The sequence below is a fragment of the Chryseobacterium lathyri genome (assembly GCF_030812195.1).
Taxonomy (GTDB): Bacteria; Bacteroidota; Bacteroidia; order Flavobacteriales; family Weeksellaceae; genus Chryseobacterium; species Chryseobacterium lathyri_A.
On record NZ_JAUSSF010000003.1, the window covers coordinates 221,152 to 237,830 of the forward strand.

Consider the following 16,679-nt stretch of genomic DNA (forward strand, 5'->3'; position numbering starts at 1 on the left):
GTCATGGTTATTATTGTACAAGCATTTTCTTTACCAATGCCTCATTACCTGTTTCGAGTATGATCAGATAAGATCCACCCGGAAGTGACGTATTGAACGGTACTGTAAAGTAAGTTGATGGAGTCAATTTAGTAGCAGGATAGACTTCATGAGAAATCATATCAATAATTCTGATATTAATGATAGCTGCTTTTTCCAGGCCTACCAACACTTTAAACACACCGTTATTAGGGTTCGGAAGAATGGTAAACTCCCTAACATTAGAGGCTTTATCAGGATTCAGGTTTACTCCTGTAGTATTTTCTTCAACAATTACCTTTTTATAGAATGTTTTTTCGCATGCTCCCTGAGTTCCTTTCAGACCTATTTCATAAGCTCCAAGCTTAGAGAATTTCAATTCTAAGAAATCCTTTGTTTTATTAATAATCTGGATATCCGGCGTATCAGGAATGACCCATTCTACCGTTTGTGGCTGCGTTGGAGAAGTATTAACCAATACTACGGTTGCTTCTCTGTAGGCATGGGTGGTCAGCATAAACTGTGGATTCAAAACTTCTGAAGAGTTTTTGATTATTACACTGTCAGTAGCTGTACAGCCTTTTGAATCTGTAATGAGTATAGTATACGTTCCCGCATTAGATAAAGTAATTGACGGATTTGTAGAAATTATATTCCCATTTTGATCTTTCCATTGATAGGTTGCTGCCGGATCACTGATTGCTACATTATAAGTTTGGGTATCTCCTAAGCACAATGTAATGTCCTTTCCTAAATCTACGGTAAGCTGTGCCGGATCTGTCAGCGTATAATTTCTGAAAATACTGCATCCATTAGCATCTGTGACTGTAACTGTATAAACTCCTGAAGTAATTGATGTATTATTCAGTCCTGTTACTCCATTTGACCAAACAATATTGTATGGAGCTTTTCCTCCTGAAACCTCTATTTTAATTTCACCGTTATTGGCACCAAAACATATTGGGTTCTGCACGGATAAATCATTAATTAATAACTGGTCTGGTCCTTGAATTTGGACACTTCCGCTTGCTTTACAGTTTTTAGTATCATTAACCAAAACAAAATAGTTTCCTGCCGAAAGACCTGTTACCGTAGGTGTCGTATCATTGGTATTCCACTGATAGGTGTATCCACCCGTTCCTCCTGTAGCGGCGACGGAAACCTGACCACTGCTTTGGTTATAACAGGCAATTGTATTAGCAGAGAGTGTAATAGCCAGTTCTGCCGGAAATACTAAGGTATATTGTGTATCTGCGGTATTGTTATTCGCATCTTTCACCAATACTTTATAGGTCCCTGTGGTAAGATTGCTTAATGTAGATTGTGTAGCTCCCGGTATGTTTTGGAAAAGCCCACCATTTAAAATTTGCCATTGATAAGTATAAGTTCCTACACCACCTGTTACAATAGCTTTAAGGATACCATCTTCTGCTTCATCGGGAACACCGTTGTTATCCAAATCCGGCTTATACTGGTAATTATTAGCTATATTACAGGATATCTGTTTGTCAACCTGGATCGTAACCACAAGCGGCTCTGGCTGAGGCATGATGAATTCCTGAGATATAATTCCGCAGTTTCCTAACTGGCTGGAAGCATTGGCGTAATTTTTATCTTTTACCGTCAGATAATAGTTTCCGGCCGCAAGCCCACTTAATTTAATGGTATAAGGGTTATTTACCACATCAGTGGTAATTCCTGTAGTGATTACCGGGCCTGTGGGGCTGTCTTTTCTCCATTCAAAATTGTAAGATCCGTCTGTATTGGGTGTTCCGCCAATCACCCTTACAGAGATGTAACCATTGCTTAATCCATATCCTGTAGGCTGAGAGATTTCAATTTCAGTAGTTGGTATTGCAATCGCTGCGCTGGGTTGAGTAATAGTAACCGTGATTTCTTTTTCTGCGCCATTTTCTTTGGCCACACATAAGTTGGAATCTCTTACTTTGATTTTATAGATTCCTGCTGCAAGGTTCTGTATCTGGGTAGTATTTCCACTGCTGAAATTTGTCCAATCCAAAAATGGCTGTCCATCTTTGGTTACTTTATACTGAAACTGGTTTTGCCCGCCTGCAGCAGTTAAATTAATAACCCCGTCACTTCCCTGGAAACAGTACACATTGGTTTGTGATGTCATGGAAAAAGTAACCGGAGCGGGTTTTGTTATCTCAAAATTAATGGTGTGATTTGGGCTGTCGGTATACGTGGCATTGGTTCCATAAGTTCCTAACATATCCAACTTATAAGTTCCAGGAGGAAGATCTTGTAAGACGTATGATGTAGCCGTTTGTAAATCAGCCGTAATATTTCCGTTATTAGGTAATTGAATTGCACCACCTGTAACTGTATTAATCAATGATATTTTTAAAGTTTCCCCTGATAAGAGTGTACGGTCAAAATTTAAAGTAACACTCCCGTCTGAAGTGTCAGAGCATCTCGTTGGTGTAACTGTATTTGAAAGCACATGTGGAGCAGATTTTATCATGGTTAAAACGACAGGCGAAGAAACAGACTGATAAACTCCGTTGGACAAACAAGAAGCCACTCTAAAGTAAATGTTCTGGCCAGTATATTGTGAGTAATTATTTCCAAAAAGATCTTTTGCAGAAACGCTTAGCTTGTTGAGATTTGATAATGAAGGCGATATATCAACCCAGGTTATATTATCCAAGCTATACTGATAATGATATAAATTGGCTGCAAATCCCTGTCTTGCATATAAATTAATTTTGTCCTCAGAAGGCAAAACCGTATTAGGTTGATTCGTACCAGAAAGAGTTTCAGATATAAGCGTATGTACAGGAAGAAATCTGAGATCATAATTAAACGGAGGATCAAAATGATCACTATTTTCTGCATTAGGAAAGTACTCTTCAACATGTATTGGAGCACATATATCTGTGGTCCGGAAATAATCTCCTTCGTGAACCTCAGTATTTGAGCTTTGTTTGATCCAATTTATAAATATATTATAGCGAATCCCTATAGGTTTCTTAGTTGTTGTGTAAATATTAGAAAAGTTATACGTAGGATTATTGGGATCATCATTAAACAATGGCTTATAAAAAATTTCATCTCTTGAACCATCTTCATAATACATATAAACATGAATCTGCGAGTTGCTTGAACCGTTTTGTATATTATGTGTTAAAACAGCATAAAAATTTTTGAATTCCACTTTATATTCTGCCTGACCTCCTTGCCCCCAAAGGAAAACATTGGTTATTATTAATAGTAGTAATAAAATTTTTTTCATTGTCTTATTTTATTGTATTTGTGTTTGATGTTTAATATTCAATTGTAATTTTTTCGGTTTTAGACAATTGATTGCTTTTCAGCATCGGTTTTATAAGATACGTGTAAGAATTACCTGTCTGAACCGATTTATCTTCGAGAAAATTCTGGGCTCCATTTAACGTTCCCCACATCGTTGGCTTTTCGGTGCCTTTCTGACGGTAGACTAAAATTTCCCCGGTATCTTTCCCATTGATCTTCCAATTAAGCTCAATTTGTTTTTTATTTCTGTTCGCTGAACCTGAAAGATTGGTCAATACTGATAAAGCCTCAATCCTGTTGCTTCTGAGTGTCATTTCCTGAGACTTATCAGATTTCAGCTTGCTTTTATCAATGGCCAACAAATAATACGTGTAGCTTTTATCTGCTTCTACCTCTTTATCGGTGTACGTATAGTCCGGTTTTATATCTTTAGTCTCATAAATCATTTTCCAGCTTTTTTCGGCAGCATCCTTCGTCTTACGGAATAATTGGTGAACTTCAACATCATCACTATGGCTTCTCATCCAGCTAATGGTAATTTTACCATCATCTTCCAGCTTATATTCTGTAAAAACCGGGGTTTGAGGTTTTACTTTATCAGGCTTCTCCAATTCAAGAATGACTGATGGTGTGGATTGATTTTTTCTCCTGTCTGTTGCCGTTACATAATAATATACCTTCGAGTTAAGGTTCTCTAAAACGACCTTATCTTCAAAATGATTTTTGGTAATGGCCTGAGGAGTTACACGAACCAATTCGTCTCCTTTCTGTATTCCTCTGAAAATATGGTAGCCTTCCAGATCTTTTTCAGTATTAGCTTTCCATTTCAAATGGGCTACTCCCAGTGAATCTATTTTCCCTTCAAACTGTAGTGGTGTTTCCGGCGGTGTTGTATCATTAGGCTGGGCAAGAACCGAGAACGATTCTCTTTTATCACCGGCTTTACCAACGGCCTGTACCTTATAGTAATTGGATGGCGCCAAACTTTTTGTAATTATACTTCTGCTGCTCACCGGGATCTTGTTTTTAATCACTTTATAGGTGTTCTGCAGATCTGTTTCAGAATGTAATAATTCAAACGACGTAATATTTTTTTCATCTTCCTGAGGGAATTCCCATTCCAGTTTGATCTCTTCATTTTCATCGATAATAAAATCTGAGATTCTTGGTGTTGCCTCAAGGCTTTTCTTTCCTGCTCCTGAAACCACATCGGAATAAGGACCGTAGTCTCCAAAGATTGTCTTTCCGCGAATACGGTAGCTGAATGTAGAAGTATTTTGAGCCAGAGAATCCACAAAGGTCATTCCCTGCACCTGTCTTCCATCGTTGTCATTCATATTCATCACAGGAAGATCACCTAAGGATTTGAAGCTGGCTCCATCCTGAGATTTTTCAACATAATAAGCTGTATATGTATCTCTCAATTGTAGATATTCCCATGAAAGGGTAACGGCTTTATCTTTAAATATTCCGATAAAATCAAGGGGTTTAGGAAGCTCATGAGTTGCAGAAGTAGTAGCTAAAGCATCGCCTTTCTGTACTAACAAGGTTCCTTCGGAAGTATTGATACTTACGGTATAAAGGTATCTTTCATTGGATTTCACATTAGTGTCTGTGTAAGCCCAGCCTGCAAGTTTTGCCACTTCAAAATCCAAGTCAGCAGCCATTAATGCATAGGCAAACCGCTGCTCAACTTCCTGAGATTTATTGACTACACCTTCCAGCTTACCCTGCTTCTCTCCCATTTCCACCTCGAAACTATCTCCGAAAAGAGATTGCGCAACAATGGCTGCATTATCATTTTTTTCGACAATTTTTTTCCATTCGTTTTCGGAAGCGGGTTTGAAGATTCCCAAATCTTTTTCTTCTGCTTTTGGAAGAACCTTTCCGTCACGGGAAAGGGTGAATCTTTTTAATGAAAATCCGATTTTATTGGCTTTTTGCCAGGCTATAGGCTCGTCTACCGCCCATCGCAGAGAAATACGGTCTTTTTTTTCGTCTACTTTTAGACGGATATGAGGGATGATGGCTTTGTCTTTATCCTTCTGCTGTCCCCACAATAAGCCACAGCAAAGCAGGACTAAGAGTAATAAATATTTTTTCAAAATACAATGTGTTTTAAATTTCACGTGTTGGGTTTTGGCTATCTAGTTTTTTATTATTAAATATTTCTAAAACATTCAGCTCAAATGTAGTTTTGCTTCAATATGATTTTTGTTTAAAATCTTCCTGCTTTATTGAAAAACAGGAAGACATGTTAATTATTACTTTTTACAACTGCTTTGATAATCATTCAAAACATTGATGAGTCCTTCTTTTGTTTTGGTATCATACTTTGAAAAATCTAAAGCCGGACAGCTTACATATTCATCAAATATTTTCTTAATTTTTTCCGGTTTTCTTTTCCCAAAACCTGCTTTATCCCCCATATAGGCAGCCTTAGACTGATTATTCAGTTTCAGGTAATAATATTGAGGGTTTTTAACATGATTCAATACGTAACTTCCGTTATTTTCTGCCTGAATCTCAAAAAACTGGCTTTCTCCCAATATGCTTAATTGAGAGCCACTACTGTTTCCTGTGCCAGAATCTTCTGTTCCCTGAGTTCCCAGAAAACATCTTTCGCCAGCACAGAATTTTATACCGTCTTTTGCTTTGAAAAATTCATTTTTGCCCTCAATATTCAATGTAACAGTACCTCCGTAATTAGTAAGGTCACCCATGCCCTTCTCTCTTCCTAGTTTTGCATCTATCGATTCGAATTCTATCGTAATATTTCCTTCTTTTTTAGCGCCGTTTTGATCAATAACATAGCCGGAAATGTTATAGATGTTTTTGGAGTTGGCTTTGGCATTATTTTCAGCTTCCTGTTTTTTCTGATTGATCGCATCATTTTTTTCTTTTGCCATTCCTTCAAAAACCGGCTTCATATCTCCTAAAGTATATCCGTTGGCATAAAGTTTTTTTACCATACGGTCTGCTATTTTGTCTACCAGTAAAGGTAACAGTTCCAGTTTTTGAAAGTTCATCCCGTTTTTAGCAGTCATTGGAATTTCTTTATTATCATAGGTATAAATTTTCAATCCTTTATCTTCATTTGTCATATCACTATCTGAACACTGTAATTTTGCTATAAGTATTTTATTAATATCGAAAACGCGGTATTCCAAATATTTATCCATCATTGCCGTACTCGAAAACTGTGATTGCGAAGCGTCTATATATGCTCTTGTAAGAAATCCTAAAAATTCCCCATTTTTATTCTTGATATTTCCATTAAAATCTACCGAAATTCCCAGATCATCTTCATTTTTTGCTTCTGTTTTTTGAGAAGTAATACCATTTTTTCTTGTATCAGAAAGAGAGCGGTCTTCAGTAAGGAAAAATTCATTTACTTTTGCTTCATCGATCCCGTCTTTTGTAATAAGACCCTGTGCCATGGCATTTTGTACAATTAATTTTCCCATACTCAGCGTAAAGGTACCTTCTGTATGATTGGCTTCTTTTACGTGTCCGTTTGTTCCTGTATACTCTATCCATCCATTATCTGACTGTGTACCAATGGTTCTTCCGTTAATTACTGTAGCATCAAACTGTAATTTACCGTTCATATCACTAAATTTATAGATTCTACCTTTATCATCTACTTTTGCAACTGCTTTATTATCAAGAAGCAATTCTCCTTTTTTAATCTTTATTTCCTGAGAGAATGCAGAAATACTTACAAATAATACTGCGGTTAATAATAATTTTTTCATCATTGTATATTGTTTATTCTTAATTTTTATCTATTTCTTAGTATAGTTTACAAATTCATCCACTTTATCATAAGGAATACTATTATGAGGTGATTTAATTATCAAAGTATTCCAAGGCTTCCATTCATCTGAAAGTTCTGTATTAGTTATTTGGTAGTGTTCCAAAATTCCTTCTATAAAATAATCTTTCAAAGGCATTTCCAAGACTCTTTCAAATCCATTTTTGGTCAGAACGATTTTATATTCCAATTCATTTTTCTCATTAATATGAAAAGTAAATACCCCACTATCCCAAGAACTCAGATACTCTAAATCTCCATCATTATCATGTCGTGTTGGGACAAGACCATTATCTTTTTCAAACTCAAAAATCATTGACATCATTCTATCATTTGCCCAATGGTGAAAGACATTTGCATAATCTATCAAATTTTCGTTTGCTTTTTCACTTTCCCATTCATATAAACTCGAGTATGTCCCTTTTGGTAATGCATTTGGGTCTGGAAGCTTACTCGGTATTGTTTTTTCAATAATATCATCCGCTTCCTTTTTTATAAATTTCTCCCCAGTATCCTCAATTCCATCCTTTAATCCATCTGCTCCTTTTTTAAAGAAACCTGCTCCCATTGCCATCGATACAATGGTAACGCCATCTTTACCCATTTCATGGTAAGTAATGTGTCCCGGGCTATTGGCATAAGCGTCCCACTTGGTTTTAATAGCTCCTGTAGTAACAAATTTAATGCTGTCTAATTATTATCAAAACCTTGTGTATCTATGATTAAATTGTCTAATATTCTCGTGTTGTCAGTTTTTGTACTGTTTAAAAAAAAGGAATTAGTGATCTTATTTTTACTAATTAATGTATTAGTAAAATCATTACTAATAAATTCACAACATAAAAATGTATTATTTTGAATAGAAGTTCCAATCCATTTAGAGTCTATAAATAAACAATTTTGAAAATTAGAATTATTCACATCGGCTTTTCGAAAATTAACGTCTAAAAAAATACAATTCTTAAAAATTGAATTTATGATCAATGCTCCTCCAAAATATGTACTTTCAAAAATAATTGTAATTACATTTGAATCTCCTATAATAATCCCCTCTAAATCTTTATTTTTAATAATTAGATCTTTTACAAACACTTCTTCTAAAGTGCCTTTTCTCCCCAAAGCACCTTTTGATGATATAAATTTATCATAATCAATTATTATTTTATTTACATTTTTATCCATTATTTTAATATTGAATTTATTTCAACTATTTTATTTAGTTCATCTGTAGAAAGTCCATTCCTCATTGCATTTCGCAATAAGTTTAAATCAGAATCCGTCATATATGTACAATCTAGTAATACTTTTCTTCCTTTGCTGATCTCAGATTTAAATTTGTCAATCATTCCAGGTACAAGCTGGTTGAAATATTTGGTTGAAGGTGGGGCTTTTACATCCCAATTAATATTATCTCCGTCAACAAAATCAACCTCTGCTGTGCCTCTTCTAATTGGTTTTTTAAATATCCCTGCTGCGCAAAGTCTCAGACTTTGAGCAAATCATTCATTCATCATAATTGTCATATTTCCAAAATTCATTCTTTTTTGTTACGTCAATTATCGGATTTTCAGCTAATTCAATTCCTAATAATCCTTTACCTGTAAGATAATTGCTCGCCGAAGAGTATATATAATGTTGTGCTTTTTCTACAATACCTGCTCTTATTGGGTTTAGGTGGATGTAGTTTAGCTTATCCCACATAAAATGTAGGGTGTATATTTCTTCTGCATGATTTCCGTATTGCCAAAACTGATAATTTTTATTTCTGCTATGGCTTTCTATAGCCTTTTTAAATAAATCCAGCATCCATTCTCTTCTGCTTTCGGGTTCTGTTTTTATGGCTTCTAAAATATTTTTGCTTGTAAATTTTTTCAAATCTCTTATCAAATCTGATAGCTTACCTTCTTTGGATTGCACTATTAAATGAATATGATTGCTCATTATTACGTAGCCGTACAAAATCATTCCTTTCTCTTTTATGCAATAATCTAATGACGAAATCACAATATCTTTATAAATCTTTCTTGTGAAAATATCTACCCAATCTACTACTGTACAAGTAATAAAGTGTGGTTTTTCTTGGTCTCGTATAATATAGCCTTCTTTCATTTATTATTTTTTTCATTGTTGCTCAAAGTCAGGAGACTTTGCGTAGCGGGGGTACATCAGGCTGATTTTTATCTTCCTTATAATTATTATTTTTGTTAGTTTTTATTCAATGATCTTCTACTCTTGTAAATACTTATTTACGTATTATCAATTTAATGTATGTCAAATTTATTTATCAAAAATTATTTCTATACTGTTTAATTTTTTTTCAAAATTATTTTTATAATCATTTAAAGTACTTCCATTTACATGACTAAATTTATTTATTTCATTAGATGTGGTACCATCATCTTCCCAATGGCATAATCTGCAAACATCATATTCACTAATATTATCTAAAGTGAAATATCCACAACAACTACATCTATAGAGCTTTTCATTTTTACCAACTATTTCTATATCATAATTCGCGAAAAACGTTTCCACAATTTTTTTTAGATAAGAATTAGAAACACCTTTTAAAATTATTTCTTTAAAATATTTAATAAGAAATTTTGAAACGGCTTTGTCATAAATCGTATTATATTTTATATTTTCTCCTTCGTTTTCACCACTTCTGTAAATATAATCCGCATTCAAAATCTGCTTTAGATCTTCCTCATTGGAATTTATAATTTTATAAATTGCCAATTGAGTTTTTGCATATTCTCTAGCTATCTTTTTCATTATTTATAAATTATATCTGCTTTGGTTAATCCTGTTTTTCTTAATGCTTCATCAAGCGTCCCACTTGGTTTTAATAGCTCCTGTAGCAGCACTTTTAATACTTTCTAAATTAATATTTTTTACGGCTTGTTTTCTGTCATAATTTTAATTGATTATATATAAATAAAACATCTGTCCTCATTGTTCAATATCCTCATAAGGTACGACTTCACCTTCACTAGTAACATTAATTAAAAATAAATCTAACCATCTGTAAGCTTCTTCTTCCGTATTATCAAACAACAGTAAATTTGCTGTTTCATGAATTAATCTCAAAGCTTCCCCATTCTGTAACTTTCTATAAATTATAAGTTTTATAATATCAACAAATTTGCTTTTGTAATATTCATTATCTCTAAGTTCTTTTCTCACTGAAACAATTGCATCAATATAAAAATTATATTGAAAATTTGCTCCTAGCAATGATTTAAGTATCTCTAATTCTTTCATAATAATTATCTAATATCAGGAAATGCACTTTCTTATCTATACATTAATCTTTTCAATATGTAGATAAGACCATTCTTCATAATTTTTAAAATTATCTGGTAATAAGCCATTATTTTCAAAAAAACTATTAATTAAATCATAATCGATAACATTACAATCTTCACCTAGTTTTGGAATATTGAAATCATTTTTCATACTTTTTGATATTCCAAAATTATCAACCAAGGAAATTCTGTCAAAGCCATTATTGTTTGAGTATAATTGCAGTAGAGATAATTCTAACACACCACTACTAAACTTTGCAATTCTACCATTACCTAAAGTAGATTGATAATAGCCTAAAAGTATAATTGTATTAAACTTTTTTGAAAGCCTTCTTAAAAATTCATCATATAAATAAATGGAGTAATTGAATTCAAATTCTATTTCGCACCAATTATGATTATAATTATTAGATAATATAATTGTTTCATTTCCATTTTCTGAATAAAGCCACCATTTAGAATCATTTAAGGTCTCTACTTTACCAATAAGGAAATATTCTTGGAGTTCATATAATATAACTTCAATATTTTCCAATTTTATAAAGGTTTTTGAAAATGTTCCCATTATTTTAATCTAATATAAAATTGCTTTTGATAAAAGTATCAGGAGAAAATATTAATCCCTCTGGATTACAATTAATAATTCGACAATTTTTTAAAGTATTACTTGAAATGTCAAAATAAATAAAATTACATTTTAGAAAGTATGTACTTATAAATGAACTTGATAACATATCTGTTTTATAATAATTCGTTTCATAAAAGATTGTATTTTCAAAACTAACCTCATGCATCCCAAAATCAATAGATTCAAATTCACAATTATTAAATAAACATTGTTTGAAAGTAGATTTGTTAAAATATACTGTTTCAAATTTTATATTTTTAAAAACACAATTTTCGAAAATATTATTTCTCAATCCCGTATATTCAAACTTTATATTTTCAAATATGTAATCTGATATATGTAGGTTGTCAATATTTGATTTCGCTCCGTCTTGGTAAGACATAATAATAGCATTCAAATTATCATTATTTATTTTTTTCATGATACATTTGGGCAATATCCAATTTACTTTCCAAATAAAGAATATTTGCTTTTTTTATAAAATAATGTTCCAATTCCCCATTTAGACAATCATATATGATAGATTTTATTCTGTCATAAAACAAACTTTTTATTTTTTTGCAATCTCTAAATCTATTAACATTTTTTTTCTCTACATATAAATGTGCTATTAATCTTGTTATTTGAAAACTGTTTTCCTCTGTATTTTTTAATTTGCTAAGCACTAAATCTATAGCCTCTACTAAATCTATAATGCTCTCTTCATAAATAAAAAGACCCAATTTAAATCCCTCTGTTTTTTTACTTGATTTTGAGCGATAAATTCGTTCTAGTTGCTTTTCTTTACTATTTATGTTATTCCACCTTTCATCAGTATCTACCTCATAAGAATAAAACTCATTATTTAACCATATAAATTCTTCTTTTAAATTTTTATATGGACCTACGTAGTTTGAATAATTTTCCTTTATTATTTTCCAATCCATAATTACAGCTCTTTAATTTTATAAATTTTCACATCTGAAGATGTTGAATTATTTTTAATTTCTAACAATTTATATTTACTATTAGTTTTTAGTAACACTTCAAATTCAGAACTATTAATTGATTTTAAATCAGTCCCTGATTTTGCTTCGATTTCCCACATTACACTACCATTATTACCTCTCATAAAATCACTAGCAATATAATCTTTAGTTGAAGTAGAAGTAAATCTTCCATTAAAATTAAAATCTTGTCCAACACTTAAAGTTTTTGCAAAATCAGATTCGGCTTTTCCTGCCCCTCTAAAAACAGTACCATTATATTTTGGTAATTTAGACTGTGCAGATTCCATTAATTTTTTCATTTCATTATATTCTGCTGTCATAGGCATCTCACCTGCTAATGCTTTATTAAAATCACTATAATAATTGTCTTGTATAAATAATTTTAAAGATGCTTCTTCAGCGACTGTCACTCCATCTCCAAATTTTCTGATATGAGAACCATTTTCTAAAGGTTCATATATTTGTTTAAATTTAGGATTTTTAAGCAAGTCTTCTAAACTACTAGCGATATCTCCTACTTCCTTTTTAACAAATTTTTCTCCCGTATCTTCAACTCCATCCTTCAATCCGTCTGCTCCTTTTTTGAAGAATCCTGCTCCCATTGCTATCGATACAATAGTAACACCATCTTTACCCATTTCATGGTAAGTAATGTGTCCAGGGCTATTGGCATAAGCGTCCCATTTGGTTTTAATAGCTCCTGTAGCGGCAGTTTTAATACTTTCTAAATTAATATTTTTTACTGCTTTCCAAAGTCCATCTCTTACTTCTTGTTTTGTAGAAACATCATACCCTAATTTTATCAATTGTGGATAATCCATAATTTCTTCAATCACCCCATCTCCAACTCCTGCAAATGTTGGCGGTATATGAATGTTAGAATTACTGTAGCCTTCATCTTTATTCCAATAATTTTTTGGTAATGCTGCATCTTCCCAAACGCTTCCCCCAAGCTCACCAAGTGTTTTCAGCCAGCCTCTGCCATTCATCTTACGTACCCAAAACTCGCCACCATCTTCTGTGGTTTGCTTTTGCTCTGCAGATTCATTCCCGTCTAAACCGCCTAATTCATTAAGCTTCTCATTCATCAGAGTTTTTACCTGTTGCTCAATTCCCTCTTTTTGGTCTTTGGTTTTAACGTTTCCTGTTTTCTTAAGCTCAAATTCCGCAGAGAATTTTCCGTCTTTGTTCTTGAAGATTTTTATTTCATATTTTCCCTGAGAATCAGTAATAGTATCAAATAAATCTCCTTTATCCTGAACAGTCTGCTGACATCCGGTAGAAGTTATAATATCTACTTGTGGAAGATTTGATACTACTGATATATCCGCAATAGCTCCTCCGAAATATTTGTTAGATGAAATCTGACTACCTGTAATATCCATTTCTCCTTTATGGATTCTGTATTCAGATTTATTATTTCCAAGATTTACCCAAAGTATATAATAGACGGAATATTTACCGGCTCCATTATAGTTGTAGCTAGTGTCTGCAAATAAAATTCTGTTCCCTAGATTATCTTTTTCCCAGCCACTTTTATCTTTTTTAACTTTATAAAAACCATCAAATGTTTTCTGGTTAAGCTGATACTGAGTAGCGTTATCCCAATAAAAACCATCAGGAGTTTTAAATCCGTGAAGCACATTATTCTGGTAGCTCTGCGGAGGAGTACAATAGAATGATATTTCCGTCCCTTTAACGAGTTTAATAAGTTTGTTGGATGGAGTTATAAAATATCCGTCTTCATTTAGTATGAATTTTTTATCAACATCTTGTCCACTACTTTGTCCCTGGAACGCATACAGTTTAAACGCAGGATCATTTACCTGCTTCCAATCCAAATGAGAAAGCTCTTCCCCTGTGCTGTAATCCATTAGCAGATCTGTAGCTCCTTTTGTCGTCTGGTAAGCTTTCCAAGGGTGCTCCAACTTAAATACACCATGACCTAATTCATGGGCACCCGTTTTCTGCGGAGCATTGTTATACACATATCCAAACTGACCATTCAGACGCATATATCCATTCTGACCTGTAGAAGAAGTCTTGTTGGTAACGAATAATACATATCTTGCATCAGTACCTTTGTAAAGCACGTTGATCTGCTGTTGCTGAGAACTGTAGGTACTCATGAGATCAGCATCTTCGCTACTGATCGTATTACCGCTTACAATGCTGCTGATATCTAAGACAGGTTCTTCTTTTACGGTAAAGCTAACCCCGATCTTATTATAAACCTGATTGATCTTATTGCCCTGTGCCTGTAGTTTAGATTGAGAATTGGCATCTAATGGCACCAGGCTTACATTGACCGTTTTAGGACTCAGATGTACCAGTCGGAAATTGCTGATTACTTTTTGTTTTCCTGTGCTCTCTTTCGGCATCAGTACAGCAATTACCTCTTCTTCGGCATAATCAAATGTTCCCGGAAGTTTGAGCTGGTAATTTCTCTCTGTATTTGTCTTACTAAGTTCTATAGCTTCAATAGCCTTCCCTAAGCTCAATGTCTTAAAGATAATTTTGGCATCTTTAAGTGCAGGATCAGTAATGCTTACTTTAGCATCAAACAATTCTGTCTGTTTGTTTACTGTAGCTTTATAAGGAACATATACCGTATTGTTTTCTGTATCTTTTACTGAAGGATATTTAGATTTTGGAAGTTTTGTTTTATCTGCGGTATCATACGCGAATTTTCCGTTGGCATCTTCTTTCCATTCGATTTTAATACCTTTTGCAGTGTATTGGTTAACAGCCGCTGTATTTCCACTTCCGGTAACGCCATCGGTATTTGATGAAGTTGACGCTCCGCCTTCTGCCTCTTTACCAACTTTAGTTACATTTCCATTTTCATCAACCGTCCAGATATTCCCATCTTTATCTTTGATCTGATAATCTTTTCCTCCAGGGAAATCCTGCTGACTTGAGGTCCCTCCCGTACCAAAATCACCATAAACGGTAACTTTCCCCGGAGGTGGCGTAGCCGTATAAGTGACATTCGTAATAACATAATCTACGGTAACATCCTTTACTCCTGCATCACCAAATGTTTCTCCTAAACCTCCCGAAGCATAATGTACTGCAGTTTCATTCGGATCATAAGTGGTTTCAATAACTCCTTCGATCAGTTTTTTATCGGTATTAAGCTTAATATTGGTAAAGCTTACCTTGATTTTTGTATCTGCCAAATACGGAACTTCAATATATCCTGTCCCAGTATATACTCCACTTCCCTGTGCTGATAATACCGTAACAGGGAAATCTCCTGCCATAAAGACTTCATTATTTCCTAATTGAGTATTTAATGGAGTTTTATTGGCGATATCAATGGCAGGCATAATCCCGCACTGGTAATTATTATCTACATCATTAGCATCAGTTGTGAAATATTGTATTCCGCTATATGAATAGGCGTTTCCTCCGGAATTGCCGTTTTCAAATGGATTGGTGTTATTAAAAGTCTGTATATTTCCACACACAGAACCGATACGGTATTCGTACTCGGTTTGGTCTTCCAGTCCGGTAAGAATGGCAGAAGCCTGGTAACTTTGCTGGCTTACCCATTCTGCCGTGCTTCCTTTTTTACGGTACTGCACATTATACAGACCTGCCGGTTGACCTGCAATGCTCCATTTTAGTTCTACCCTTCCTCTGCCAACATTTTTAGCCATTAAAAGTGTAGGAACGGCGCAGTTTTCTACATAGTCAAAATAAAAAATCTCGGAGAAACCATTGTTTTTATACACTCCGTTATCGTCCGTTGGATTAGCTCCTAAAACCGGATTTCCAGACTTAGCCTGTACCTGCCATGCATATCTCTTGCCCGGTAGCAGCTGGGTTTTATCAATTCCATAATATAAGGTAGGAGCATAAGTTTCTTCTGTCCAAAGTGCAGGTGCAGAAAGAAATCCTGAAATCGGACTCTGCCCCTGATCCCAAAGCTCTTTTAAGGTAAAAATATATTTCGTGTTGGGTGCAATCTGTCTCGGCATCCATTGGAACACAATACCGGCTCCTCCGCTGTAAGGTGAAAGCGCCTGCACTTTTTCGGCATTTTGAGGCAGCGTAAGCATGGGTGGATCATACTGAACCATGAACACCGTAGCACAGGCTTTCGCTGAAAGATTGTTTTTAGTAAAATAATCATAAGCCTGAAAACAGAACTGGTAAACGCCATCAGACAACGGTTTGGAATACTGAACAGCATTGATTCCCGATAGATTCTGTAGTTCAAATAAGGATCTGAGGTCTACATTGGTCAATGTAACATTGTTACCCGGATAAAGCATAAAAGGATTCATGCCCACAATAAAATCATTGGATCTCGCCAGTGGAACGGCATTTAAACCCGCCTCCAGGGAAAATTTAATTCCTGTCTGATGCTGAGGTTCTAATAAATCAGTCATTAAAACCTGCAGCTGAAGCTTGTTATCAGTACTTGTCGCATAATCCCCTATTTTTAAACTATAGGGTGGTATTACGACAGGAATCAGTTTAACAGGATACTGCTGGGATTTTACAGCAGTAGGAACTAATCCCAAGACTATAATCAGGAATATGGTGACAAACTTCAAATAGGAGTTTATCAGTATTTCTTTATATGGATTAAAATAACTCTTAGTCATCTTTCGGTGTTCGTATTTGTTGTT

The 16,679-nt window shown here is 34.1% G+C and carries 12 protein-coding genes; all 12 read right to left on the reverse strand.

The annotated features are described in order from the left end of the window. Positions 1 to 10 precede the first annotated feature (10 nt). The 12 genes from J2T03_RS16180 to J2T03_RS16235 all read right to left on the reverse strand — a co-directional run bounded on the left by J2T03_RS16180 (position 11) and on the right by J2T03_RS16235 (position 16,655). Positions 11 to 3,274 (reverse strand): SprB repeat-containing protein, encoded by a 3,264-nt coding sequence (locus J2T03_RS16180; protein ID WP_307212629.1) that lies wholly within the window; start codon positions 3,272 to 3,274, stop codon positions 11 to 13. 31 nt (positions 3,275 to 3,305) lie between these two features. Then, a complete protein-coding gene (locus J2T03_RS16185; protein ID WP_307212632.1) occupies positions 3,306 to 5,399 on the reverse strand; it encodes a fibronectin type III domain-containing protein in 2,094 nt (697 codons plus the stop codon). 159 nt (positions 5,400 to 5,558) lie between these two features. After that, positions 5,559 to 7,055, reverse strand: a complete 1,497-nt coding sequence (locus J2T03_RS16190) for a hypothetical protein (protein ID WP_307212633.1) — start codon at positions 7,053 to 7,055, stop codon at positions 5,559 to 5,561. 27 nt (positions 7,056 to 7,082) lie between these two features. Then, positions 7,083 to 7,715: a hypothetical protein gene (locus J2T03_RS16195; RefSeq protein WP_307212635.1), complete on the reverse strand. Its 633-nt coding sequence runs from the start codon at positions 7,713 to 7,715 to the stop codon at positions 7,083 to 7,085. A gap of 86 nt (positions 7,716 to 7,801) precedes the next feature. Then, the gene (locus J2T03_RS16200; protein ID WP_307212637.1) at positions 7,802 to 8,293 is read right to left on the reverse strand and encodes a pentapeptide repeat-containing protein; all 492 of its coding nucleotides are present in this window, start codon (positions 8,291 to 8,293) and stop codon (positions 7,802 to 7,804) included. Positions 8,294 to 8,614: 321 nt separating this feature from the next. Then, positions 8,615 to 9,220 (reverse strand): REP-associated tyrosine transposase, encoded by a 606-nt coding sequence (locus J2T03_RS16205; protein ID WP_307212638.1) that lies wholly within the window; start codon positions 9,218 to 9,220, stop codon positions 8,615 to 8,617. A 168-nt stretch (positions 9,221 to 9,388) separates the two neighbouring features. After that, positions 9,389 to 9,886 carry a CPCC family cysteine-rich protein gene (locus J2T03_RS16210; RefSeq protein WP_307212641.1) on the reverse strand — a complete coding sequence of 166 codons (498 nt, stop codon included), beginning with the start codon at positions 9,884 to 9,886 and terminating at the stop codon, positions 9,389 to 9,391. Positions 9,887 to 10,063: 177 nt separating this feature from the next. Continuing rightward, positions 10,064 to 10,375 (reverse strand): hypothetical protein, encoded by a 312-nt coding sequence (locus tag J2T03_RS16215; protein WP_307212643.1) that lies wholly within the window; start codon positions 10,373 to 10,375, stop codon positions 10,064 to 10,066. A gap of 36 nt (positions 10,376 to 10,411) precedes the next feature. Next, complete coding sequence (locus J2T03_RS16220) at positions 10,412 to 10,984, reverse strand: hypothetical protein (RefSeq protein ID WP_307212644.1); 573 nt, start codon at positions 10,982 to 10,984, stop codon at positions 10,412 to 10,414. A 4-nt stretch (positions 10,985 to 10,988) separates the two neighbouring features. Next, positions 10,989 to 11,468 (reverse strand): pentapeptide repeat-containing protein, encoded by a 480-nt coding sequence (locus J2T03_RS16225; protein WP_307212645.1) that lies wholly within the window; start codon positions 11,466 to 11,468, stop codon positions 10,989 to 10,991. After that, positions 11,452 to 11,973 carry a hypothetical protein gene (locus J2T03_RS16230; protein ID WP_306843640.1) on the reverse strand — a complete coding sequence of 174 codons (522 nt, stop codon included), beginning with the start codon at positions 11,971 to 11,973 and terminating at the stop codon, positions 11,452 to 11,454. Before J2T03_RS16230 ends, J2T03_RS16225 begins: the two co-directional genes overlap by 17 nt. A 2-nt stretch (positions 11,974 to 11,975) precedes the next feature. Beyond that, on the reverse strand, positions 11,976 to 16,655 hold the full coding sequence (locus J2T03_RS16235; protein ID WP_307212647.1) for a fibronectin type III domain-containing protein: 4,680 nt from the start codon (positions 16,653 to 16,655) through the stop codon (positions 11,976 to 11,978). Positions 16,656 to 16,679 lie beyond the last annotated feature (24 nt).